This window comes from Sphingomonas sp., from assembly GCF_017744835.1.
GTDB lineage: Bacteria > Pseudomonadota > Alphaproteobacteria > Sphingomonadales > Sphingomonadaceae > Sphingomonas.
The window spans coordinates 109,847-133,780 of record NZ_JAGIAM010000002.1; the positions used below are offsets into that span (position 1 = coordinate 109,847).

The 23,934-nt window shown below is 68.6% G+C and carries 24 protein-coding genes; 7 read left to right on the forward strand and 17 right to left on the reverse strand.

The genetic code is table 11. The features are described 5' to 3' along the window. Nucleotides 1–16: 16 nt before the first annotated feature. The 3 genes from J7500_RS06570 to J7500_RS06580 are packed head-to-tail and all read right to left on the reverse strand — an operon-like array spanning nt 17 to nt 2,617. Nucleotides 17–622 carry a Smr/MutS family protein gene (locus tag J7500_RS06570; RefSeq protein ID WP_294060815.1) on the reverse strand — a complete coding sequence of 202 codons (606 nt, stop codon included), beginning with the start codon at nt 620–622 and terminating at the stop codon, nt 17–19. Beyond that, complete coding sequence (locus J7500_RS06575) at nt 619–1,959, reverse strand: murein transglycosylase A (protein ID WP_294060816.1); 1,341 nt, start codon at nt 1,957–1,959, stop codon at nt 619–621. The genes J7500_RS06570 and J7500_RS06575 overlap by 4 nt, the downstream gene beginning before the upstream one ends. 13 nt (nt 1,960–1,972) lie before the next feature. After that, on the reverse strand, nt 1,973–2,617 hold the full coding sequence (locus tag J7500_RS06580; RefSeq protein ID WP_294060817.1) for a Tim44/TimA family putative adaptor protein: 645 nt from the start codon (nt 2,615–2,617) through the stop codon (nt 1,973–1,975). Between the two features lie 160 nt (nt 2,618–2,777). On the opposite strand from J7500_RS06580, the gene secB reads away from it, so the two are divergent. From secB to J7500_RS06600, 4 genes are all read left to right on the forward strand, one after another. Next, a complete protein-coding gene (gene secB / locus J7500_RS06585) occupies nt 2,778–3,287 on the forward strand; it encodes a protein-export chaperone SecB (RefSeq protein WP_294060818.1) in 510 nt (169 codons plus the stop codon). Nucleotides 3,288–3,357: 70 nt separating this feature from the next. After that, a complete protein-coding gene (gene murJ, locus J7500_RS06590) occupies nt 3,358–4,929 on the forward strand; it encodes a murein biosynthesis integral membrane protein MurJ (protein WP_294060819.1) in 1,572 nt (523 codons plus the stop codon). Between the two features lie 105 nt (nt 4,930–5,034). Next, nucleotides 5,035–6,033 (forward strand): tryptophan--tRNA ligase, encoded by a 999-nt coding sequence (gene trpS / locus J7500_RS06595; protein WP_294060821.1) that lies wholly within the window; start codon nt 5,035–5,037, stop codon nt 6,031–6,033. Nucleotides 6,034–6,171: 138 nt separating this feature from the next. Further along, entirely contained in the window at nt 6,172–7,212 is a 1,041-nt protein-coding gene (locus tag J7500_RS06600; protein WP_294060823.1) for a CAP domain-containing protein, read from the forward strand. 104 nt (nt 7,213–7,316) lie between these two features. On the opposite strand, the gene dnaA is transcribed toward J7500_RS06600, so the two are convergent. The 3 genes from dnaA to mutM all read right to left on the reverse strand — a co-directional run bounded on the left by dnaA (nt 7,317) and on the right by mutM (nt 10,288). Then, a complete protein-coding gene (gene dnaA, locus J7500_RS06605) occupies nt 7,317–8,657 on the reverse strand; it encodes a chromosomal replication initiator protein DnaA (RefSeq protein WP_294060824.1) in 1,341 nt (446 codons plus the stop codon). Between the two features lie 460 nt (nt 8,658–9,117). Continuing rightward, on the reverse strand, nt 9,118–9,381 hold the full coding sequence (rpsT, locus tag J7500_RS06610; protein WP_294060825.1) for a 30S ribosomal protein S20: 264 nt from the start codon (nt 9,379–9,381) through the stop codon (nt 9,118–9,120). A gap of 97 nt (nt 9,382–9,478) precedes the next feature. Beyond that, complete coding sequence (gene mutM, locus J7500_RS06615) at nt 9,479–10,288, reverse strand: bifunctional DNA-formamidopyrimidine glycosylase/DNA-(apurinic or apyrimidinic site) lyase (RefSeq protein ID WP_294060826.1); 810 nt, start codon at nt 10,286–10,288, stop codon at nt 9,479–9,481. Nucleotides 10,289–10,334: 46 nt separating this feature from the next. Here mutM and J7500_RS06620 point away from each other — a divergent pair, with 46 nt between their 5' ends. From J7500_RS06620 to J7500_RS06630, 3 genes are all read left to right on the forward strand, one after another. After that, nucleotides 10,335–11,066 carry a class I SAM-dependent methyltransferase gene (locus tag J7500_RS06620; RefSeq protein ID WP_294060827.1) on the forward strand — a complete coding sequence of 244 codons (732 nt, stop codon included), beginning with the start codon at nt 10,335–10,337 and terminating at the stop codon, nt 11,064–11,066. A 6-nt stretch (nt 11,067–11,072) separates the two neighbouring features. Beyond that, complete coding sequence (gene ubiB / locus J7500_RS06625; RefSeq protein WP_294060828.1) at nt 11,073–12,605, forward strand: 2-polyprenylphenol 6-hydroxylase; 1,533 nt, start codon at nt 11,073–11,075, stop codon at nt 12,603–12,605. A gap of 292 nt (nt 12,606–12,897) precedes the next feature. Further along, entirely contained in the window at nt 12,898–13,224 is a 327-nt protein-coding gene (locus tag J7500_RS06630; RefSeq protein WP_294060829.1) for a hypothetical protein, read from the forward strand. Nucleotides 13,225–13,267: 43 nt separating this feature from the next. On the opposite strand, the gene J7500_RS06635 is transcribed toward J7500_RS06630, so the two are convergent. From J7500_RS06635 to J7500_RS06685, 11 genes are all read right to left on the reverse strand, one after another. Beyond that, nucleotides 13,268–13,765 carry a PH domain-containing protein gene (locus J7500_RS06635; RefSeq protein ID WP_294060830.1) on the reverse strand — a complete coding sequence of 166 codons (498 nt, stop codon included), beginning with the start codon at nt 13,763–13,765 and terminating at the stop codon, nt 13,268–13,270. Between the two features lie 93 nt (nt 13,766–13,858). Beyond that, nucleotides 13,859–14,854 (reverse strand): P-type DNA transfer ATPase VirB11, encoded by a 996-nt coding sequence (virB11, locus tag J7500_RS06640; protein ID WP_294060831.1) that lies wholly within the window; start codon nt 14,852–14,854, stop codon nt 13,859–13,861. Next, nucleotides 14,851–15,930 (reverse strand): TrbI/VirB10 family protein, encoded by a 1,080-nt coding sequence (locus tag J7500_RS06645; protein WP_294060832.1) that lies wholly within the window; start codon nt 15,928–15,930, stop codon nt 14,851–14,853. The genes virB11 and J7500_RS06645 overlap by 4 nt, the downstream gene beginning before the upstream one ends. Next, entirely contained in the window at nt 15,930–16,616 is a 687-nt protein-coding gene (locus tag J7500_RS06650) for a TrbG/VirB9 family P-type conjugative transfer protein (RefSeq protein WP_294060834.1), read from the reverse strand. The genes J7500_RS06645 and J7500_RS06650 overlap by 1 nt, the downstream gene beginning before the upstream one ends. Further along, complete coding sequence (locus J7500_RS06655; RefSeq protein WP_294060835.1) at nt 16,613–17,434, reverse strand: virB8 family protein; 822 nt, start codon at nt 17,432–17,434, stop codon at nt 16,613–16,615. Before J7500_RS06655 ends, J7500_RS06650 begins: the two co-directional genes overlap by 4 nt. Further along, entirely contained in the window at nt 17,431–18,639 is a 1,209-nt protein-coding gene (locus J7500_RS06660) for a type IV secretion system protein (protein WP_294060836.1), read from the reverse strand. The genes J7500_RS06655 and J7500_RS06660 overlap by 4 nt, the downstream gene beginning before the upstream one ends. Then, complete coding sequence (locus J7500_RS06665) at nt 18,639–21,011, reverse strand: VirB4 family type IV secretion/conjugal transfer ATPase (RefSeq protein ID WP_294060837.1); 2,373 nt, start codon at nt 21,009–21,011, stop codon at nt 18,639–18,641. The genes J7500_RS06660 and J7500_RS06665 overlap by 1 nt, the downstream gene beginning before the upstream one ends. Beyond that, nucleotides 20,990–21,274, reverse strand: a complete 285-nt coding sequence (locus J7500_RS06670; protein ID WP_294060838.1) for a type IV secretion system protein VirB3 — start codon at nt 21,272–21,274, stop codon at nt 20,990–20,992. The genes J7500_RS06665 and J7500_RS06670 overlap by 22 nt, the downstream gene beginning before the upstream one ends. A gap of 3 nt (nt 21,275–21,277) precedes the next feature. Next, nucleotides 21,278–21,601 (reverse strand): TrbC/VirB2 family protein, encoded by a 324-nt coding sequence (locus J7500_RS06675; RefSeq protein WP_294060840.1) that lies wholly within the window; start codon nt 21,599–21,601, stop codon nt 21,278–21,280. Between the two features lie 164 nt (nt 21,602–21,765). Beyond that, the gene (locus tag J7500_RS06680; RefSeq protein ID WP_294060841.1) at nt 21,766–23,556 is read right to left on the reverse strand and encodes a tail fiber domain-containing protein; all 1,791 of its coding nucleotides are present in this window, start codon (nt 23,554–23,556) and stop codon (nt 21,766–21,768) included. 56 nt (nt 23,557–23,612) lie between these two features. Continuing rightward, nucleotides 23,613–23,918: a hypothetical protein gene (locus J7500_RS06685; protein WP_294060842.1), complete on the reverse strand. Its 306-nt coding sequence runs from the start codon at nt 23,916–23,918 to the stop codon at nt 23,613–23,615. Nucleotides 23,919–23,934: the final 16 nt, after the last annotated feature.

The following is a 23,934-nucleotide window of genomic DNA, read 5'->3' on the forward strand; positions in this document are numbered from 1 at the left end:
GTCTGGCAGACAGAAGTTAAGAATTTCGTGAGGGGTGCCCGCGCTCGCGCCGCAGCACGATGTAGAGCGCGCCGGTGCCGCCGTGGCGCGGATGCGCGCCGCGCACAGCGGCGATGCGATCGGCGTGGCGCGAGGCGGCGAGCCAGTCCCCCACCGCCGCACGGATCGCCCCGCGCGCATGCGGCCGCTCCGATTCGGGCCGCGGGGGTTTGCCGGTGATCAGCAGCAGCACGCGGTCGCCGCGGCGGATCGCGGCATCGAGCCCGCGGTCGAGCAGGTCATAGGCCGAGGCGAGGCTGTGGCCGTGCAGGTCGATGCTCGACTCGGGTGCCACCATCCCGCGGCCGAGCTTGCGGTCCCAGGAGGCGTCGAGTGTCTGCGGCGGCTCCTTGCGCGGCGGTACGATCGGCGCAGGCGCGGCGGCGCGGCGCGGCTTGGGCGCCGGGCGGACCGGTTCGGGACGCGCAGCTGGCGTTGGTGCGGCAGGCTCTTCGGGCGCGGGAGGACGCGCCGGGGCGCGGGCCGAGGCGAGCGGCTTCACCGTGGCGATCACGCGCTTCCAGAGCGCGGCTTCCTCGGGCGCGAGCGCGCGGACTCGGGAGCCGGTTCCCCGGCCGCTCACGGTGCCGGCGCGGCAGCCGCGAGGCGCGCCGCGGCGGCTTGGGGCAGCAGCAGCCAGGCGGTGCCGCGTGCCGACATGCCGCCGGCGATCGCGCGCGCGTCGTCGCCCGCGCCCCAGAAGGTGTCGAAGCGGTTGGAGCCCTTGATCGCGCCGCCGGTATCCTGCGCCACCCAGAGGCCGGTGGCATCGGTGCGGTCCATCGACAGGAACACCGGTGCGCCGAGCGGCACGAACTTTGGATCGGCCGCCACGGTCGTCCAGCCGGTCACGGCATAGCCCATCGCGCCGAGCGGGCCAGCGCCGGTGAGCTCCTGGAAGAAGACGAAGCTCTTGTTCTCGCGCATGATCGCGCGGCCTTCCTCGGGGTGCTCGCGCAGCCAGGCGACGATTCCCTGCATCGAGGCCTGGCCCGGGCCGAGCAGCCCGCGGTCGCGCATCAGCTTGCCGATTCCGGTATAGTCGCGGCCGTTCTGGCCGGCATAGCCGATCCGCATCACCCCACCGTCGGGGAGCCGCAGCCGGCCCGAGCCCTGGACCTGGAGGAAGAAGATCTCGACCGGATCGGCCGCCCAGGCGATCACCGGGGCGCGGCCCTGAAGCGCGCCTTCCTCGATCGCGGTGCGGTCGAAATAAGGAACGAAGCTCTTGCCGTCGACGCGGCCGCGGATGCGCTTGCCCTTGAGGTCGTCGGAGAAGAGGCCGAGGTCGGCCTCGATCAGGTCGCTGGGGACGCCGTAGATCGGCACGTCATAGCCGGGGCGCCGCTCGCGCGAGCCGTGGATCTCGGGCTCGTAATAGCCGGTGGCGAAGGCGCGGCCGTCGCCGACCTGCACTGCAGTGAACTGCTCGGCGAAGAAGCGGCGGGCGTCGCGCGCGGGCCAGTCGGCCGCGGCCTGGCAGGCCGGCGTCCAGTCTGCGCCGCGGGTGAGGCCGCTGGCGTCGGTGCGGCGCTGGAGGCCGGGGCAGCTCAGCCGGAAGGCGGCGAGCGCGCGCTCGGCCGATTCCTGCGTGATCGGGAGCTGGTCGATCGCGGGACCGGGGACGGTGCCGGCGGCGACGGCGGTGGTCGCCCCCGCGGCAGTCACCGGAGCCGGCGCCGGCGGCAGCGGCGTGGCCGGCGTGGGCTGGCGCGCGGGCAGGTTGGCCGGGGTCTCGGGAATTGCCGACGGGCGCGGCGTGGAGCGCGGCGTGGGCCTGGGAGCCGGCGACGGCGCGGGACGCGTCGCGGGCGCATTGGGCTGGGCGGGCGGGACGATCCCCGACGAACAGGCCCCGAGCAATGCGAGCGCGGCAACGCTGCCAAGACGCGCGGGCGCGCCTCCCCCCAAAACGCGCATCAAGCCGCTCTCCTTATGCTTCGTCGGTCTCGACCAGCTTCCAATTGGGGTCGTCGCTGCGCAGGTTGCGCGCGAAGGTCCAGATGTCGTGCGTCGCGACCGCGTCGCTGAGCGAGCCGGCGACGACATTGCCCTCGCCGTCGCGCGTCACCGCCGCGATGTCAGCGTCGAAGCGCACCGCGATGCGGGCGGTGCGGCCCTCGACCGAAGCCTCAGCGATCGACGCGCGGTCGATCGTGATCAGGCGGTTGTCGAGCACATGGCCCGCTTCCTTTCGCGCCTGGATCGCCTCGGCGAAGGCATTGCGCACATCGTCCTCGACAAGCCAGGCCAAAGTTTCCTCGTCGCCCTTCCAGAAGGCCTCGAGGATCATGCGATAGGCGGCCTTGGCGCCATCGACGAACTGGGCGACGTCGAAGCTCGAATCGGCGGCGATCACGGCGCGCAGGCCGTTCTCGGCACCCGCCTCGATCACGCGGCTGCCGGTCTCGCGGACTTCGGGCTTGAGGTCGATCGTGCGCGGCAGCGGGGCCGCGGCGACGCGCTCCTCGGCCGGCTTGGGAAGCGGCTGCTCATGGCCCGTGCGCTTGCCCAGCACCGAATAGAGTCGGAACGCCAGGAAACCGGCCACCATCGCGAACAGGATAACGTAGAACACTGAGCCTCCGAAGCTTTGCATCCGTACATAGGCCTTCGCGCCGCTGGATTCAAATCGTGGTCCCTGCCGCCGATTGAACTGCCGCGACGCCCCTGCTAGGCGCGCATTCGAACCAAACGCGTCACATGCGCGAAACTTTCCGACCAACAAGGAATCTTCGATGGCTGAGAACGAGACCCCCGCCGAATTCGGCGAACCCGCAGGCAACGGCGCGGACACCACGCCCGCCGCGGGGGTCATCTCGCAATATGTGAAGGACCTGTCCTTCGAGAACCCGAACGCCCCGGCGATCTACCAGTCGCAGGTCGCGCCGGCGATCGACGTGCAGTTCAATATCGGCTCGGGCCAGGTGGGCGACGACGTCTATGAAGTCGTCCTGAAGATCGAAGTCCGCGCGACCGCCGACAACCAGACCGCCTTCCTGGTCGACCTGAGCTTCGCCGGCCTGTTCGCGCTCCGCAACATCCCGCAGGAGCAGCTCGATCCGTTCCTGCTCGGCGAAGCGCCGCGCATCCTCTTCCCCTTCGCGCGCCGCGTGCTGGCCGACGCCGTCCGCGACGGCGGCTTCCCGCCGCTGTTGCTCGAGCCGATCGACTTCGGCGGCATCTACATGCAGCAACGCGCCCAGGCCGAGCTCGGCCAGTCGGGCGAGCCGGCCGGCAACGCCTGAGGCAATGCGGGGAGCAGGCACGCGACCGTGACTGCTCCCCTCTCCTTTCCAGTGAGACGCTAGCGCCGCGATGAAGCTCGTCCGCAGCCTCGGTTCGGTCGGCGGGCTCACGCTCGCGAGCCGCATCCTCGCGCTGGTGCGCGATTCGCTCCAGGCGCGCTACGTCGGCGCCAATTTCGCGTCGGATGCGTTCCTCGTCGCCTTCCGCCTGCCCAACATGTTCCGCGCCTTCTTCGCGGAAGGGGCCTTCTCGTCGGCGTTCATCCCGATGTTCAACCGCAAGCTCGCCGAGAGCGGCGGCGAGCGCGGGCCGGCCTTCGACTTCGCCGAGCGCACGCTGGCGGTGCTGTTCGCCTTCCTCGTGGTGATGACGGTGGCGATGCTCGCCGCGGCATGGCCGCTGACCGCGATCCTCTCGGGCGGCTTTCACAAGCAGAGCCCGACTCACGAGCAATTCGCCTTCGCAGTCGAATTGAGCCGGATCACCATCCCCTATCTGATGCTGATCTGCCTCGCCTCGCTGCTCGGTGGCATCCTCAACTCGCTCGACAAATTCTGGGTCAACGCGGCGGCGCCGATCCTGCTCAACATCGCGATGGTGACCGCGCTGTTCGTCTTCCACGGCACGCCCGAGGAGACGGCGCGCGCCCAGGCGATCTCGGTGCCGGTGGGCGGCCTTGCCCAGCTCGCGTGGCTGTGGATCGCGTGTCGGGCGAGCGGCGTGTCACTGCGGCCCCGCCTGCCGCGGCTCGATCCCGAAGTGCGGCGGCTGATGAAGCTGATCCTGCCGGCGGCGCTGGGCGCGGGCGCCGTGCAGCTCAACCTCGTCATCTCGACGGCGCTTTCGGGTTATCTGCTGGGCGAAGGCTCGATCTCGTACATCTATTATGCCGACCGGCTGAACCAGCTGCCGCTGGGGATGATCGGCATCGGGCTCGGCACGATCCTGCTCCCCACCATCTCGCGGCTGCTGGGCGCGGGCGAGGAAGCGCAGGCGATGGAGACGCAGAACCGCGGCACCGAGCTGGCGATGTTCCTGACGCTGCCGGCGATGGTGGCGCTGATCGTCGCCGCCGAGCCGATCGTGCGCGGGCTCTTCCAATACGGCCACTTCACTGCCGACGACACGATCAAGAGCGCCTGGGCACTCGCCGGGTTCTCGATCGGCCTGCCCTCCTATGTGCTCGTGAAGGTGCTGACCCCCGGCTATTACGCCCGGCAGGACATGCGCACGCCAGTGCGTTTCGCAACCATTTCGGTCGGCGTGAACATCGCCGCCAACCTGGCGCTGATCCCGCTGATCGGCCATGTCGGCCCGCCACTCGCGACTGCGCTGTCGTCGACGGTCAATGTGTGGATGCTCTATCGCACGCTGGTGCGCCGCGGCCATTTCGTCGCCGACGCGCAGCTGAGGCGCCGGCTCCCCCGCCTCGCACTCGCCGCGGTGCTGATGGGCGTGGCGGTCTATGCGTTCGAGGGGCTGCTCGATCCGTGGCTCAACGGCTTCCTGTGGCAGCGCTACACCGCGCTGGTCGTGCTGGTCGGTGCCGGCGTCGCGATCTATGGCGCCGCCTGCTTCGTCACGCGCGCATTCCTGCTTTCGGACATCAAGGCGCTGGTGCGCCGCCGCGCCGCGCGCTAGGGCGCGCTTCGTCCTCGACATCCCCGTGCGGCCGCGCCCCCGCCGTCCAGGACCCGCGGCCCGTCCAAAGGCCGAACGGTCAACCCGGGCGCATGGAGTAAGACGATGCGTGTCCTTTCGGGCATCCAGACCACCGGCAACCTGCACCTCGGCAACTATCTCGGCGCGATCAAGCAGTGGGTGGCGATGCAGGGGACGCAGAAGCCCGGCGAATGCCTGTTCTTCCTCGCCGATCTCCATGCGCTGACCGGCAACATCACGCCCGCCGAGCTCGCCAATTCGACGATCGAGATGGCCGCCACGCTGATGGCCGCGGGGATCGACGACCGATCGGTGCTGTTCAACCAGGCGCGCGTCCCCGCGCATGCCGAGCTGTGCTGGATCCTCCAGGGCACCGCGCGCATGGGGTGGCTCAACCGCATGACCCAGTGGAAGGACAAGGCCGGCAAGAATCGCGAAGGCGCGGCAGTGGGCCTGTTCACCTACCCCGTGCTCCAGGCCGCCGACATCCTGCTCTACCAGACCACGCACGTGCCGGTGGGCGAGGACCAGAAGCAGCATCTCGAGCTCACGCGCGACGTGGCGACCAAGTTCAACACCGATTTCGGCGTCGAGCTGTTCACCCTGCCCGAGCCGATGATCAGCAAGGAAGCGCCGCGCATCATGTCCTTGCGGGACGGCAGCGCGAAGATGTCCAAGTCCGATCCCTCGGACATGAGCCGCATCAACCTGATCGACGACGACGACACGATCGCCCAGAAGCTGCGCAAGGCCAAGACCGACCCCGAGCCTCTGCCCGATTCGTTCGACGCGCTGGCGGAGCGGCTCGAGGCGAAGAATCTGGTGACGATCTTCGCCGCGCTTTCCGACCGCACGCCGCAGTCGGTGGTCGAGGAGTTCGCGGGCAAGGGCTTCGGCGCGTTCAAGCCGGCACTGGCCGACCTCGCCGTCTCGGTGCTCGGCCCGGTGCGCGAACGGCTGGTGAAGCTGCTCGACGACCGCGCCGCGGTGGGCGAAGCGCTGGCCAAGGGCGCCGAGCGCGCCGACGCCATCGCCGCGCCGACGCTCAAGGCCGCGCAAAAGGCCGTCGGCTTGCAGGTCTGATCGCGGCGGGAAAAACCTTCCACCGCCTTTGGCGCCCCCCTCACCCCGCGCGCGAGGATCGACCGGAAACGGCCGCTGCCCGCAGCGTTACGCCGCCGCCCGGGAGCGCATCCGCGCTCCCCAGTCGAGGGTGCGTCGATGCGTACAAGGCCTTTCCTGCTGTTTCTGCCGCTGCTGGCGCTGGTTGCGTGCGACGGCGGCGGGGGTGGCGGAGGCGGGTCGGTCGTCACGCCGCCGCCGACCGCGGCGCCCAGCCCCGCGCCTGCGCCAGCCCCGAGTCCGACCTCCTTCCCAACCCCGACCCCGACCAGCGGCGACTTCTTCGCCCAGGCGGCGGCGATGTTCGCGGTGCAACCCGATGTCGCGGCCTGCCAACCGGGGCAGCTGACCAGCCAGGTCACCACGCGCACGCTCCAGTCGCTCAACGCGATCCGCGCGCTCCACCGCCTGCCGGGGGTGAGCTATTCGAGCAGCGACGAGCCCGGCGCGCAGCAGGCCGCGCTGATGATGGCCGCCAATGCCCAGCTCAGCCACACCCCGCCGACGAGCTGGCGCTGCTACACCGCGGCGGGCGCGGCCGCGGCCGGCGCGAGCAATCTCTACGGAGGACTCGGATCGGGGCTCACTTTGCTCACCGACGAGCAGGTCCTCGCCGGCTGGCTCACCGAAATCGACAATCTCACTGCCGAGAGCGTCGGCCACCGCCGCTGGCTGCTCGATCCCTTCCTCGGCTCGATCGCCTATGGCCGCGTGGCCGGCCGGCACGAGACCCATACGCGCACCGATGCGGCGGTGATGAAAGTGTTCGATACCGCCGGCCCGGCGGGGTCCACCGGGCCGCTGCCGCCCTATATCGCCTATCCGTTCGAGGATTATCCGGCGCGGCTGTTCGACACCAATGCGCTGCTCTCGTTCGGCGTGATTTCGGACCCGACGAGTCGCTGGGGCAATACCAACGTCAACTTCGCTAATGCGACCGTCACCGTGCGCCAGCGCGGCGGAGGCACGCTGACCGTCTCGCGCCAGCGCTTCGACAATGACGGCTATGGCCTGCCCAACAATCTGCAGTTCTTCGTGACCGGGCTGCAGCCGAACCTGATCTACGACGTCAGCATCAACGGCGTGAGCGTCGGCGGCGCTGCGACCAACTACAGCTACTGGTTCCGGATCGTGCCCTGAAGGGCCAAAACATCGGGGTGGAGGCGTGACCCAGGCGTTGCCCCGCTCTCGGCTCCTCCACCCCGCCCACCACAAGGGTGGGAAGCTCCTCGACTGCCCGGGCCTCAGCCCTCGAGCGTGCGCATCAGCGTGCGCACCGCGCCGTCGATCTCGACGTCCTTGCCGCGCAGCTCCTCGATGCGGCGCACGGCGTGGATCACCGTCGAATGGTCGCGATTGCCGAACTTGCGGCCGATCTCGGGAAGCGAACGCGTGGTGAGCCGCTTGGCGAGATACATGGCGATTTGGCGCGGACGCGCGATCGCGACGGCCCGGCGCTCCGAGATCAGGTCGATCTGCTTGACTTCGAAATGCGCCGAGACGGCGCGCTGGATCTCGTCGATCGTGATGCGGCGCTGGGCGCTGCGCAGCACCTCGCCGAGCGTGGCGACCGCGAAATCGATCGTGATCGGCTCGTTCGAGAGATTGGCATACGCGACCAGCCGGTTGAGCGCGCCTTCGAGCTCGCGCACGTTCGACGTGATTCGCGCCGCGAGCAGGTCGATCACCTCGTCGGGCATCGCCACCGCCGGCATGTCGCCCAGCTTGCGCACCACGATGCGCCGGCGCAGGTCGAGCTCGGCGGGCTTGATGTCGGCGACCAGGCCCGACCCCAGACGGCTCGCGAGGCGCGGCTCGAAGCCCTCGAGCGATTGCGGCGCGCGATCGGCGGCGACCACCAGCCGCTTGCCCGACGACATGAACTCGTTGACGGTGTGGAAGAATTCTTCCTGCGTCGCGTCCTTGCCGCCGATGAACTGGAGGTCGTCGATCATCAGCAGATCGACCGAGCGCAGCCGCGTCTTGAACGAATGCGTATCCTTGTTGCGCAGCGCCTGGACGAACTCGAACATGAAGCGCTCGGCGGTGACGTAGATCGCGGTCGCGTTCGGATTGGCGTCGAGGAACGCCTGGCCGATCGCGTGCATCAGGTGCGTCTTGCCCTGGCCGGTGCCGGCATGGAGGTAGAGCGGGCTGAACTGCGGCACGCCCGGCTGCGCGATCGCCTTGGCGGCGTTGAACGCGACTCGGTTGGTGGAGTCGGTGACGAATCGCTCGAAGGTGAAGCGGGCGTCGAACGCGGGGCGCTCGGCGGCCGGGCGCTCGGCCACGGGCGCGGCGACCGGTTCGGCCTTGAGCACGCGCTGCGGCTCATCGGCCATCGTCTCGATCGTGACGCTGAGAACCTCGGGCAGCACGCCGCGGAATTCGAGCAGCAGCCGCTCCGAATAGTGGTTCTTCACCCACTGGGTCATGAAGGCCGAGGGCAGGCCCAGGCGAATCGCTTCGGGGGTGGAGCCGGGAATAAGCTCGACGGGCTTGAGCCACTGATCGAACAGGCGCTGGCCCGCCGAACGTCGCAGGTTGCCGCGCACATGGCTCCACGCCTTGCTGACAGCATCCATTCCGTTCCGTTCCAAGGCCTGAACCTGTGTCACGACGACGCACCCCTCCTTCGCAGGAGCCGAGCGCTCCAGCGTGCTAAAATCGATTCGACCCAAGGCTCGCCGCTGCCGGAATTTGCCCCCCGAGGGCAGGCGCTTTGAGCTCACAAAGCCCGACATGAACACGGCCGGGAGAGTTGTTGTAGGAAGGCTAGTTCGAGTCGATCAAGTGTCCGACGTGCAAAGAAACTGAAATAGTTTTGTTGACTCGGCACAACCCACGGAATTCCGCCATTTCTGGATTTCATGCCTGTGAAATCAATAACTTAGCTTAGCGACCGCGTCGCAGCGCAATGCGAATCGCAGGATTTCCGCGACTTATCCGCACCTGCTGAACAATGCAGGGCAAACCCTGTTTTGCACACGCGAAAAACCCCGCCGGAGCAGCTCCGACGGGGCCATCGTTACGGAAATGTGACGATTACGCGAGCGCTTGCAGGCGCTTAGTCAGACGCGAGAACTTGCGCGAGGCGGTGTTCTTGTGGAGCACGCCCTTCGCGACGCCGCGCGCCAGCTCCGGCTGGGCAGCGCTGAGCGCAGCGGCAGCGGCGGCCTTGTCGCCCGACTCAAGCGCCGACTCGACCTTCTTGATGAAGGTGCGGATGCGGCTCACGCGCGCACCGTTGATCTCCGCGCGGCGGTCGTTCCGCCGGATACGCTTCTTTGCCTGCGGCGTATTCGCCATGCCGTCTCGTTCCTGCTCGAAAATTGGAAGGGCGCGGAAGCTGGTCCACGCCCGGAAAGACGGGCCCCTTAGCGCTGCGAGCGATTCGGGTCAACCTTCAGCGCTGACATTTCGGGCACCAGAAGGTCGAGCGGCCCGAATCGATTCGGCGCTCGATCGTCCCCCCGCATGCGCACGGCTCGCCCTCGCGGCCATAGGCGCGCCACTGGTTGGCGAAATAGCCGAGCTCGCCCGAGGGCCGCGCATAGTCGCGCAACGTCGATCCGCCGGCCTCGATTGCGGCGCCCAGCACCTCGCGCACCGCCTCGACCAGCCGCGCGAGCTGCGGCCTGGTGATCATGCCCGCCGCGCGGGTTGGCGCGATGTGGGACAAATGGAGCGCCTCGCAGACATAGATGTTGCCCAGCCCCGCGACGATTCGCTGGTCGAGCAGCAATGCCTTCACCGGGGCGATTCGGCCCTTGAAAGCGCGGGCGAGGTGTACGGCGGTGAAGTGCGGCCCCAGCGGCTCAGGGCCCAGCGCGGCGAAGGCGGGCCAGCGATCGAGATCGACGGTCGGCACCAGGTCGAGCGAGCCGAAGCGCCGCGCGTCGTTGAGCGCGAGGCGGTGCGCGGCGGTCTCGATCACGAAATGGTCGTGCGCACCGAGCTCGTCGGGATCGATTCGCCAGCGGCCGGACATGCCGAGGTGGAAGACGAGCGTATCGCCGCGGTCGGTGTCGATCAGTCCGTATTTCGCGCGCCGGCCGAGCCCGGTGACGCGCGCGCCGGTGAGCCGCTGGCCGAGATCGGGCGGGAACGGCCGGCGCAGATCGGCGCGGCGCAGCGTGACGCGTTCGATCCGCTGGCCGGCAAGGACGGGTTCGAGGCCGCGGACGGTCGTCTCGACTTCGGGAAGCTCGGGCATGCGCAACCCCCTAGCCGCGCTCCCCGCCCGTCGCTAGAGCACCCCCATGCCCGACACCGTCTCCTTCGGCTACGAAGACGTCGCCCCCGAGGAAAAGACGCAGCGCGTGCGCGCGGTCTTCTCCAATGTCGCCTCGCGCTACGACCTGATGAACGACGCCATGTCGGGCGGGCTGCACCGGATCTGGAAGGACCTGTTCGTCCGCCGCGTGAAGCCGCGCGCCGGCGAGCACATCCTCGACATGGCCGGCGGCACCGGCGACATCGCCTTCCGCATGGCCCCCTCGGGCGCGGCGATCACCGTCGCCGACATCAACCCCGAGATGCTCGCGGTGGGCGTCGAGCGCGCCGCCAAGCGCGGGCTCGACGGGATGGTGTGGACCGAGGCCAATGCCGAGACGCTGCAGTTCCCAGACCGATTCTTCGACGCCTATACGATCGCCTTCGGCATCCGGAACGTCACCGACATCCCCAAGGCGCTCCGCGAGGCGCACCGCGTGCTGAAGCGCGGCGGGCGTTTCTACTGCCTCGAATTCTCGACCACCCAATGGCCGGGTTTCGCCGAGGTGTACGACGCCTATTCGCACCATCTCGTACCGCGGCTGGGCAAGCTGCTCGCCAACGACGCTGAGAGCTATCGCTATCTGATCGAATCGATCCGCCGCTTCCCCGACATGCCCACTTTCGAGCGGATGATCGGCGAGGCCGGCTTCACCCAGACCAAGGTCGAGCCGCTGCTCGGCGGGCTGGTGGCGATCCATTCGGGCTGGAAGATCTAGAGCCTCGTGACCGCAACCGCCGTCCATCTCTGGCGCCTGCTCAAATGGGGCCGCACGCTTGCGCGCCATGGTGCGCTGCGCGGGATCGAGACCGATCCCAACACGCCGCCCGCGGTGCGCCGCCTCGCCCGCGTCGCCCGTTTCGGCGCGCGCGTGCCGCAGGTGCCCCGCTATGCCGATGCCTTCCAGGCGATCGGCCCCGCTGCGATCAAGCTCGGCCAGACGCTCGCGACGCGCCCCGATCTGGTCGGCGAAGCTGCGGCGAACGACCTGCTCCGCCTGCAGGACGCGCTGCCGCCGCTGCCCTTTCCAGTGATCCGCCAGCGGATCGAGGCGAGCTTCGACCGGCCGCTCGAAGTGCTGTTCGCCGAGTTCGAGCAGGTGCCGGTCGGCGCGGCGTCGATCGCGCAGGTGCACCGCGCGGTCACCCGCGAAGGCGCACAGGTGGCAGTGAAGGTGCTGCGCCCCGGCATCGAAGCCGAGTTCGCCAAGGCGATCGAGACCTATGAATGGGCCGCCGCCCAGGTCGAGGGCATGGGCGGGGAGGCCGCGCGGCTGCGCCCGAGGCTGATCATCGAGACCTTCAAGCGCTGGACCGCGCGCGAGCTGGATCTCCGCCGCGAGGCCGCCTCGGCCTCCGAGCTCGCCGAGGGCATGACTGCCGAGCCCGACTTCTACGTGCCCCAGATCGACTGGCAGCACACCACGGGCAAGGTGCTGACGCTCGAATGGCTCGACGGCATCAAGCTCTCCGACCGCGAGGCGCTGATCGCCGCGGGGCACGACACCAGCGCGCTCGCCGGCAAGCTGATCCGCGCCTTCCTGCGCCAGGCGATCGCCGAGGGCTTCTTCCACGCCGACATGCACCAGGGGAATCTCTTCGCGCTCCCCGACGGCCGCATCGCGGCGATCGACTTCGGCATCATGGGCCGGATCGACCGGCGGGCCCGCGTCTGGCTTGCCGAAATCCTCTACGGGCTGATCACCGGCAACTACAAGCGCGTCGCCGAGATCCATTTCGAGGCGGGCTATGTGCCGCCGCACCACAATGTCGACGAGTTCGCGACGGCGCTGCGCGCGGTGGGCGAACCCATGCGCGGCTTGCCTGTGAAGGACATGAGCGTCGGCGCGATGCTCGACGGACTGTTCAACATCACCCGCGACTTCGACATGCAGACGCAGCCGCACCTGCTGCTGCTCCAGAAGACGATGGTGATGGTCGAGGGCGTTGCGCGCGGGCTCGATCCCGACATCAACCTGTGGGAGACCTCGGCCCCCTTCGTGCGCGAGTGGATCCGCACCGAGCTGGGCCCCGAGGCCGCGATCGCCGACCGGCTGATCACCGACCTGCGCACCTTCGCGCGGCTGCCCCAGCTGATCCGCAACATCGAACTGCGCTACCCCGCCCCCGGCGGCGCGCCCCCTGCCCCGCCGCTCAAGGAAATCGAAGTGGTCCGCGTGGGCGGCGGCTGGCGCTATGCGCTGGTGGCGGTGCTGGCCGCAGTGGCGGGCGGCGGCGCGGTTTGGTTGCTGGGGTAGGCGAAGCGGCTAACTTCGCACTTTTCCCGCGTTTTCGGGAATAACATTACGCCTGCACGAAAGATAATTACGCAAGTAGCAGCGTCGCGCTGCCCAGCCTCGGCTGGAAGTTGACCAGAGCTCATGCCCAGGTGCTCGACGGTTCAAAGAGCGCGTCGACGGAGCCGGCGAAGCGCCAGTCAAGCAAGCGAAATCCTATTTCGCAAGGCGCCAGATCGACATCACCTCCGGAGTCCGCTTTCGGAAGTCGACGGATGTTGACGAGATCGGCATCGAGCGGCACTCAGGCGTCGTGCTCGAACTTGTTTTCCTGCCGGTGTTGATGCTGCTGTCGTTTGCGGCGAGCTTGGCGGCAGGTTCGATATATGCGGCTCTGGTGATGGCTGCCGAACACCTGCTGCACCTCGAATTCAGCCGCGCCAAAATCCTGACGACCCTCGCCTGGCATATAGCGTCGCCCGCAGCATTGTGGGCCGGCGCAAATCATCTATCCACCGGCCAAATAGATGATTTTGGCATCTTCTTCTCTGCGATAATGATCTGGATATTCGTTGTGCTGCCCGCCCCGTTCGCCGGAAACTGGATCATCAGCACGAGACGAAATCGTAAAGAGGCCTGATTCTCTACCTCTTGCGAGAGCTGGAGGCAGAGCGCTCCAGCCGCTAGGCTTTGCTCTGAATCCCCCGCTGGGTCGCCAGGGTAAGGTCGTACACGCGCTGCGCATCGTCGATGTCGTTGAATGCGGGGGACAGGAACTGGTCGGCTCCCGGCCAGCTCGGGGGAACCATGCCGAACGGACCCGCCGAACCGAACTGGACCGTGCCCCGGCGATTGCGGCCGGCCCGAAACCGGATTTCCGAAAGCGCTGCCAGGCTCACTGATCGACTGCTCGTCCTGAACAGACCGCTCTCGATCACCGCGCGTTCGGTCGTGAGCCAATAATGCGTCCGCCTCCGTGCCGCGCGGTCGACAAGGAATCTGCCGAAGAGCATGTGCAAGCCGACCAGCAAAAACACCGGAAGCACAAACCAGAACATAGGCTGTACTTCCTCTGGCTGACCCAGCGTCACTGCACCGAAGATGGCGAGCACGACGAATAGCCAGAACGCAGCGAACGGAATCGCGAAAACATCCTGCGGCGCAAAGCGGATACCCTGCATCGGCTGTCCTTGCCAAAGGACGCGCTCCCCCCCGGCGCAAGTTCGATCGTCATTCCCTCGTCCTGTCTGAAACCTTGATCGCAATGAAGTCCGTCACCGCGCGAGCACCACATCGGTCACCCGCCGCCGCCCGGCCACGCGGTCCAGCTGGACGTACACACCGATGCAGCTGCGGACATAGTGGCGCACGTCCTCGCGGTTGAGCCGCGTGCCGCCCTGGAGGACCAGCAGCACGATCTGCTCGATCGCGCGTTCGGGGCTGTCGGCGTGGACCGTGGTCATCGAGCCGGGGTGGCCGGTGTTGACCGCGCGCAGAAAGGCATAGGCCTCGGGCCCGCGCAGCTCGCCCAGAATGATGCGGTCGGGGCGCATGCGCAGCGACGCGGCGACGAGGTCGTCGGCAGTCACCTGCGCCTCGCCCAGCTCGCTGCGCGCGGCGAGCAGCCCCACGGCATTTTCGTGGCGCAGCTGGAGCTCGGGCGTGTCCTCGATCAGGATCAGCCGCTCCTGCGCCGGGATCTCGCGCATCAGCGCGTTGAGGAAGGTGGTCTTGCCGGTCGAGGTGCCGCCGGAGACGAGGATCGTCTTGCGCGCGCGCACCGCGGCGGCGAGCGTCCCCGCGACATCGCCCGAGCGGAGCAGCGTGGCCAGCGCCTCGTCGGCCGGGTCCTCGGCGAGCGCCTCGCGCGTGCGGACCGCGTCGAAGCCGCCGCGCTCGACATAATCGGCGAGCGTCAGCTCGGGATTGACGTGCTTGCGGATCGCGATCGCCGGAAAGCCGCGGGTGGCGGGCGGCGCGATAACCTGGACGCGCGCGCCGTCGGGCAGGCTGGCCGAAAGCAGCGGATGCTCGCGGCTGACCCCCTGGTTGGCGAAGGCCGCGATCTGCGTCGCGAGGCGCATCAGCCAGGCCTCGCTGAGCCCGGGAATCTCGTGCCGCTCGACCGTGCCCGCGATCGTCTCCGCCCAGAGCTCCTCGGGGCGGTTGACGTAGATGTCGGTGACGTCGGTGCGCGCCAGCACCGGCTCGAACGGCGCCAGGAAGCTGCGGAGATAGACTCCGCCCTGCGCGGCCGGCGGCGCGTTCACTGCCGGCCTTCGACTTCGGTGAAGTCGAGGTCGCGCGCGACGAAGACGCTGATCGACGTGCCCGGCTTGACCGAGAGCGTGCGCGGCACCTGGTTGAACCGGTTCTGGATCGCCGAACTGTCGTTGTTGGGCAGCGGCACGATCACCGGCCCGTTGCTGCCGCGCAGCGCGAGGTTGACCCCGAAATCGAGCGCCGATTGCAGGATGGCGCCCGAGAAGCGCTCGAAGAAGTGCGTATCGACATCGGCACGGATGCCGGTGCGGCCGACTCGGTCGGCGGCGGGCGATCCGATGTTGATCGTCGCGCCGTCAGGCCGGATCAGCCGGGTCCAGTTGATCAGCGCGCGGTTCTGCCCCGGTCCGGCGTCCGACCGATATTCGCCGATCAGCCTGCTGCCGCGCGGGATGAGAACGCGCGTGCCGTCGAAGCCGATCACGTTGCGCGAGACGATCGCGCGCGCGAAGCCCGCGCGGTTCGAATCGAAACCCGTCTCGAGCACGGCGGGGATCAGCGTTCCCTGCAACACCGTCGTCGCGCGGTTGGCGAACATGCCCGCGCGCGCGCGATCGGTATCGTTGCGTGCCTGGAACCCCGCGGGGCCGGGCGGAACCGGTGTAGCCACGGGCGGACGGGCGCCTTCCGAATTGTCGATGACGAGCGAAGTGCCGTTCGATGCGCGCGGCGGAATGGGCTCCGGCGCCGGCTGATACTGTGGCGGCGGCGCGAGCGGGACATAGGTGCGCGGCGCAGGCTGCGGCGCCGGTTGACGCTCGGCCACGGCAGGCGCCTGCGTGACGATCACCGTCGGCGCGGGCGCCGGGGCGGGCGGAGTCGGTTCCGGCGGAATTATGAGCTGCGGCACCGTCGAGGGCCGGCCCGACTCTGCCATCCGACTCGATGTACTCGGCGCCATCGCGGCCTGACGTCGCGCGTTGAGCACGGCGAACAGGAGGACGAAGCCGATCAGGGCAAAGCCGACGATCGCGAGCGTGGAAAGGCCGGTGCGCGGCCGCGCCACCGTCGGAAGCACCGAACCGCTCTCCTCGGCGGGAGGCGAAGGCGGTTGGGTCGCCATCAGCGCTTCTCCGCCCGTGGCTCGCGTACCTGCCGCTTGGCGCGCGCGACATTGCCGTCGAGCCGGAAGACGAACTGCTTGGCGATCGAATCGATCACCAGCCGGTCGTCGCGCATCATTCCGTTGACAAGCGTCTCCTTGCCTTGCGTATCGACCGCGAAGACCGCCGGCAGGTCGACGTTCTTGGGCCATTCGACGAAGGTACGCTCGCCGTCGTCCGCCATCCGCGACGGCCACAGCGAACGCTTGCCGCTGAGCTTGTAGCGATTGGTGAGGCCCACCGGCAGCGACGCGATGGTGGGCGGCGGCGGCGGATAGCGGAAGCGCAGCGAATAGATGGTCGGCGCATAGCTGGGCGCGAGATCGAAGTGATAGGCGCGCACGCTGGTGATCACGGTCAGGTTGGTCGAGACGCCGCCCTGCACCGCCTTGACGATCAAGTGGCTGCCGGCGCGATTGGCGGTGACCTGCCACGCGCTGCTGTCGCCCAGCGCGACGCTGACGATCTGCTCGTCGGGCGCCAGCTCGATGACGAGCTGGTATCCGGGAGCCCCTTCGATCCGCACGACCTGGTCGGGCTGAAAGTCGACGATGCGCACGCGCGCGTCGGCCGGGAGCTCCTGCGCGGCAGCGGGTGCCGCGGGAACCGCCAGCGCGATCAGCAGGAGCGCGCCGCGCAGCCTCATAGCTCGACCGCCGGCTGCGCAGCGCGGCGCGGCGGGATGACGACGCCGCCGGGCGCGGTCGACGGGGCGACGCCCGGCACCGTCGCCGGTGCGGCCTGGGGCACGAGCGTCGGGCTCGGTGCAGGCGTCGGCTCGGGCGGAAGCGCCTCGGCGTTGCGGCGATAGCTGCGCACCTGGAAGCCGAGCGGATTGACGTAGCGGTCCTCCACCGACATCGGCGCATTGGCGTAATCGTAGCGGATCACTGCCACCCAGGGCTGCGGCGCGGCGGGCTGCCGGCCGACGTCCTGGCGGACGGTATCGAAGCGGACCAGCGCGCTCTTGGGGCCGAGCGCCGACACGCTCTTCACCCGCGCCGAGACGACCGTCGAGCGCGGATAGGTGGCGAGCGGGCTCGCCGGGTTGGTGGCCGGCATCAGCGAGAGATAGTCGGCGCGCGCCTGGCCGGTCGACCAGAGCCCGACCTTGCGATAGTCGGCCTGGAGCGAATTGATGTCGAAACCCTCGCGCGCGATGACATATTGCACGAGGAAGGATTGCGTGAGCGCGGCGTCGCTCGACACCATCTGCGGATCGAGCGGCTTGAGCAGTTGGACGAAGCCGGTCTGCCGATCGACGAGCAACGTATAGGGCTCGACGCGTTTGAGCGGCATCAGCAGCATCAGCGCGACGGCGAGGCAGAGCGCGACCGCGATCGCCACCGCCGCGACGATCCAGGCGACCCGGCGCGAGGCGCGGAGCGATTCCTGCCGGTCCTGCGCCCAGCTCTGCGCTCCCTTGAGATAGGCGTCGAGCGCTTCGGTGCTCATCTTCTTCATGCGTTGAAATCCCGGCGGCGCGCGCTGGCCGACACGCGTACGGAGGCTCGCCGGCGCGACGGCGCTCCCTGCGGGCTGACGGGCCCGGCGGTGCTGTTGATGGACTGTCGAATGGTGACGGAGCCGGGCGAGGCGCTCGCCGCCCCGGAGCCGACGCCGGCGGCGCCAGCGGTCGCTTCGCGCCGCTGGGCGGCGGTGACGGCGTCGACGATCACCGACGCGCGCGAGCGGCCGTCGATCGCGGCGGGCATGGTGCGGCGATCGGTGCTCGATCGCTCAGCGCTGTCACTCCGCTCGAACCGCTCGCGCAGGCTCGTACGCGCGCCCTCGGGCAGCCGCAGCGCCCAGGCGACGCGCGCGACCCCGCCGATCATCGCGAGCAGCACCAGGCCGAACACGATCGTCACGGCCAGCAGTTGCGCGGGCGCGCCGGGGATCGGCACCTGCGCAACGCGGCGCGCGAGCAGGTCGCTCAGCCAGGGCTCGAGCAGCGCCAATTCGACGCCGAGCGCGACGCTGGTCGCCACCACGCCGAGCACGGTGCCCGCAAGCGCCCGCAGCCACCCCACGAACAGCCCGCGCGTCGCATCGAACAGCAGGAAGCCGACGAACAGCGGCCCGAGCGCCAGCAGCAGCCCGCCGAGCAGGCGGAGGCCGGCGAAAGACCCCAGCGCGCCGACCAGGAAGGTGGTGCGCGACGCGCCGATCGCGAAGGTATCGAAGCCGCCGAACATCGGCGGGGCGACCTGCTGGACGGTCGGATCGGGCGCCGGCCCGGGGCCTTCGATGGCGAGCGCTTCGAAGCCGCGGTCGAGGCCGTCCATCCGCGCGACCAGCCCGCCTGTCGAGCCCGGCACGCCCGCCGGGCCGCCGATCGCCGCGGCGAGCTCGGCCGGCGCATCGAGCGCGACGTCGTAGATCAGCGTGCGATAGGCCGGCCACCCGCTCGCCAGCGCCAGCACCGCGCCGATCTTGACCAGCGCCATCACGCCGTCGCGCATCCCCGGGATCTCGCCCAGCAGCATGCGATAGCCGATCAGCGCGACGAACAGCGTCAGCAGCGAGGTGAGCGCCAGCGACGCGACCGATCCGGGCGCGGCGAGCGCCAGATAGCCCTGCTCGCCGATCGTGCGCGCCTGGCAGTCGACGAAGCCGAGCACGCTCTGCAACGTACCGTTATCGGGCGGATAATAGACGCAGGCCATCAGGCGCGCTCCAGCAGCGGCTGGAGCCAGTCGGCGGGATCGTCGCCCCTCTCCGCGCGGATCTCGTCCAGCAGGCGGACGGTGCGTTCGCGCCCCGAGAGGATGGTGAGCAGTTCGTGTTCGCCGGTCAGGTTGAGCCGCGCGACCACGCTCTCGGCGCCGTGCTTGATCAGGAAGCAATGCGCATTGTCGGGCAGCGAGCGGATCAGCTCGAACTCGTGCCGCGACAGGCCGAAGCCGTCGACATAATCCTCGGGCCGCGCGCGCGGATTGGCCATGAAGATCTGAGTCGCCGCCTGCTCGATGATCGCGCTGGCGATGCGGCTCTCGAGCGCGTCCTGCGCGCTCTGCGTCGCGAAGCCGACGATGCCGTTGCGCTTGCGGATCGTCTTTTCCCAATCCTTGATGCGCCGCACGAAGACGTCGTCGTCGAGCGCCTTCCAGCCCTCGTCCACCACGATGATCGCCGCAGTGCCGTCCAGCCGCTCCTCGACGCGGTGGAACAGGTACATCATCGCCGGCGTGCGCAGCGCCGCGTCGTCGAGCACCTGGGTCATGTCGAAGCCGACCGATTCCGCGGTCAGGTCGGTCCGGTCCTCCTCATTGTCGAACAGCCAGGCGCGCTCGCCGGTGCCGAACCACGGCGCGATTCGCGCCCACAGATCGCCGGCGGCGGCGCGGTGGCTGCCGCGGAACAGCTCGGCGAGATAGCGCAGCCGGCGATGCTCGGGCGGCTGGAGAAAGTTGGCGTCGACCGCGTCCTTGATCCGCGCCAGCTCCTCGACGTCGGCGCCACCGGCTAGCTGGGTCAGCCAGTCGATCAGGAACTGCCGGTTGGCCGGCGTGTCGGGCAGCCGCAGCGGATTGAGCCCCGAGGGCTCGCCCGGGCGCAGCACGTCGTAGCGCCCGCCGATCGCGCGGATGAACAGCTCGGCGCCGCGATCCTTGTCGAAGAAGATGATCCGCGGCGCATATTTGCGCGCCTGGGCGAGCAGGAAGTTGAGCACCACGGTCTTGCCCGAGCCCGAGGGGCCGATCACCGTGAAATTGCCCAGGTCGCCCTGGTGGAAGTTGAAGAAATAGGGGCCGGCGGCCGTCGTCTCGAGCAAGGTCACCGCCTCGCCCCAATGGTTGCCGTGCTGCTGGCCCACCGGGAAATTGTGCCCGCTCGCGAGCCCCGCGAAATTTCCGGTCGAGACCAGCCCGCGGCGCGCGATGAACTTGAAGTTGCCAGGGAACTGCGCCCAATAGGCGGGCTCGAGCGCGATTTCCTCGCGCACCGCGATCACCCCCAGCTCGGCCAGCGTCGCCTGGACTTCCGCCACGCCCGCATCGACCTCGGCCGGCGTCGCGCCGTGCACCGCCACGGTCATGTGGTGCTCGCCGAAGCCCGCGCGGCCGGCGGCGACTTCGTCCTTGGCCTGCGACAGGTCCGCACGCAGGCTCACCGCTTCATCCTCGGCCGAGCGCATCCGGCGCAGCGCAAGGTTCATCCGGCCCAGCGCCGCCTGACGGTCGACGAAGCCGAACGACTGCGACATCGTGAGCTCGAAGGGCAACCGCAGCAGCTCGTCGAACATCCCCGGGCTGGTCTGGCCGGGATAATCCTTGATCGAGACGATCGCGCTGAAATCGCGCGGCAGCGTCCCTGACGCGCCCAGCTCCACCGTCTCCTGCCCAAAGCTCACGCGCCGATAGGGGAGATAGGAGGCGATGTCCTGGAACGGCAGCAGCACCGGCCGCCGCTCGCGGTTGAACAGCTCGGACAGGAATTCGAGCGGCTCGGAACACGGCCCCTGCGGGCCGTCGTAGATCTGGAGGAGGCGCGGCTCGTAATTGCCGAGCGCGGCCATCAGCGCCTCGCGCGCGGTGTCGAGCTGGCGCAGGTCGCCCGCCTGCGCGACCGCGGTGTCGGGGCTGCCACGGCTCAGCATCTCGCGCGCGCGATCGAGCAGGCCGACGCGGCCCTGCAGCGGGCGGCGCACCAGCGTGAGATAGAGGTCGTTGACGTAGAGCCGCCGCGCCGCGAGCCGGTCGCGCCAGGCCTGATCGAGCCGGCGCGAGAAATCGTCGCGGTGGTCGCCACCGATCTCGACCGCGGCCTCGCGGCGGATGACGTGGTGATAGATGGCGAAGCGCGAGGAGCCGATCGCCTGCAGCATCGCGTCGCGCAGCCGCTTGCGGTAGTTGATCTCCTCGGTGTCAGCGGTCTCGAACAGGAAGCCGCGGAGCCGGATGACCTGCATCAGCAGGCCGTCGTGCGTCTCGATCGTCGCACGGTCGACATGGCGGGCGTACGGCAGCTGGCGGCCCGCCGGCGCTTCGCGGGCGATGACCTTGGGGTCGCGCGTCAGGGCCGGTAGGAGTTGCATCGCCAGATCGCATGGTTCTTGACGCGCGGGCAGCGTGCGATCCGCGCGATCCAGAGGTCGAAGAAGCGCGGCTCGCGCACGCAGAGCACCATGCCGGCGAGGTGCAGCACCACCGCCGCGATCAGCACCCAGGCCGAACGGAACACGAGGAACAGCTCGGTCGCGATGATCGCGTTGGCGACGAAATAGCTATAGGTGACGCCGGCGAACATCTGCGGGCGCGTGAGCGCCACGAACAAGGGGTCGCGGTCGATCCCTTCCACCGGCTATTGCCCGAGGCTGGCCGTCGACTGAATCCCTGCGACGATGCTCGCTGCCCCGAAGAGGATGAAGCAGCCGAGGATCACGGTGACGCCGTAGCGCCAGTTGATCCGGCCGGTCAGCATCAGGAAGCCCACCGTCGCCACTGCGATCACCGCGACGGCGGTGGCGATGGTGCCGAGCAATGTCCCCTCGAGCCAGCGCACCGCGCTGACGATCGGGCCCGACCCGGCCGGATCTCCCAGTGAATCCTGTGCCGAGGCCGCTGCCGACCAGACGAAGCCGAGCGGCGCCCCGAGCCACCGCGCCAGACGATAAATACGCGTCATTGCTGTAGAATCCTGCCCCCTTTAAGGGTCAATAATAGCGCGATCCGGAAGCAATTGCCACTGACATTGCCAAGTATTGGTGCCCGGCTGAGGCCGCCATCGCGATCGGGAGCGCCGACTGTCCGGCGCGTCCCGACGGGCGATGGCGGCCACCCCTCCCCGGGTTACTGCTTCGGCGTCGCCTTCAGGCTCGCCTCGATCGCCTCTAGCCGCTTCTCGAGCGCTTCATTGGCGCTGCGCATGGCGCCGAGCTCGGTCCGGAGCGTCTCGACTTCGACCGACTTGGCCTGCAGTTCCGCGGTACGCTCCTCCAGCGCCTTGACCGCAGCCAGGCTCACGCCCGCCAGGTCCTGAATGCCGATCGAGGTGTTGCCCACGCCCAGGCCGAAGGCCTGGAAGAAGTCCTCGGCGACCGGGCCGAGGTGGCGCACCTGCGCACCTTCGCTGGTGTAGTTCCAGGTCGTGATCGGCATCGCGCGCACCTTGGCGAGCAGTTCCTCGCCGTTGACGGTCGCGAAGTTCTGCTTGGTCGTGCGGCTGGACGTGCAGTTCCACACGCCCGAGCCCGCCGGCAGGTTGCACCCGGTGGTCCCAGCCAGGTTGGTGCGGAAGCGGAAGCCGCCCGTCGCGCGCGCCGCGAACTCATTGTTCGCGGTGTTGTTGAAGGTGTCCGCCGAAGCCGTCGCCGAGCCGTCGGACCAGACGAAGGTGCCGCTGAAATTGTTGTTCGAAGCGAACTTGCCCATCGCAGTCGTGTGATCCTGGTTCGCGGTCACATTGTAGCCGATCGCGACCGCGGCCAAGCCGTGGATGTTGAAGCTGTCCGGATCGCACTTGCCGTTGATCAGCGGCCCGCCCGACTTGGCGTTGTTGCCCAGCGCGACACCATAGGTGTCGCACACGCGGTTGCCCGCACCCGCCGAAAAGCCCGCGGCGCCCTTCACCTGGTTGCCGCTGCCGAACACGATCGACGAGGTGCTCTCGGCCGAGTTGGTGTCGCCGAACGCCAGCGCATAGAGGCCGATCGCCGTCGAGTTGCTGCCGCCCGCCCAGGAGAAGAAGCCGACATTGGCGTCATCCCATTCGGCGTCGGCATAGCCCGAGCGGAACGCGCCCTTGTAGCTGTCCCACGAGGTCCGGTAGCCCTTGCCCTGCATGGGCGAGACGCCGATGCCCAGGTTGCCCGTGGCGACGAAGCTGCCATTCTGAAACACCTTAAACCATGCCGGCGTGTGGCCGCCCGGGCCCGAGCAGCAGGTCGATCCGCCGCGCAGGTTGATCATCGGCGCAGTGCCGTTGGCGTCACCGACCGAGAGCTGCTCGGCGCCGGGCACGAACTTGACGAAGTTCGCGTCGGCATAGGCCTTGTTCACTGCGTCCGTGGCGCTGACCGGGTTGCCGACGTTGGTGATGGCGACGCCGTTGGACGACAGGCCGTTCACGAAGGTGTTCTGACCGGTCCAGGCGTTCTGGCCGCTGAGATTCCCCCAGGTGCCGGTCGCGCTTCCCAGAAACGAGCCGTCGGGGAAATAAACGCCGTTGCCCGTGCCGCTCAGCTTCATGCTGCCCGCGACTTCCAGCTTCTTCGTCGGAAAGGGCGTGCCGATGCCGACATTGCCGGCCGGATTGATCCGCATCCGTTCCGTGATGGTGCCGCCTGTGCCTGCGGTGCGGAAGAAGATACCGCCGAGGTTATGGGCACCGGAGTCGATGTAGATCGCGCCCGGAAGCGTCGAGGCGTTGCCGAACACCTGGATGACAGCCGTGTCGGGCGTCGTGGTCAACGTAGGCGACGCATAAATGCGCAGGCCGCTGGTGTTGTGGTCGGCGTGAATGTCGTGCCCCTGGGCACCCACCAGCACCACCTCTTCGGCAGCGGCGACCTGCGCATGAGCGGCCGGGCTGAGCGCCGTGGCCAAGGCGATAAACGATAGGTTGAGAATGGCGTTCTTCATGTGACCCCCTCCCCGAGGAATGTTCGTGATCTGGCCGCGCGGTATCGCGCCAGTCGTCAGTTGACGCTTTCGACGATCGTAACACTGCCGTTGGCGGCAGACAGCACAGGATACCATCGACCCTTGATCTGGGTCATCAGCGCTCCTTCCTTCACCTCAATCTTCGCGAGGTTGCTCGGAACGGAGATCCGGTTGACCTTGAAATAGGGGAACTGCGGCCCGTCGTTGTTGTCCGAGCGCGTGCACCCGGCCAGCAACGGATTGATTACACCGTTGCACCCCAGGGCGTTCGCAGCCGACGGAAATGCAATGGCCACGGCAAGCGCACATGCGGCAGCCGCGCGCAAAGACTTGGCTTTCATCTGTCGATCCTTCGAT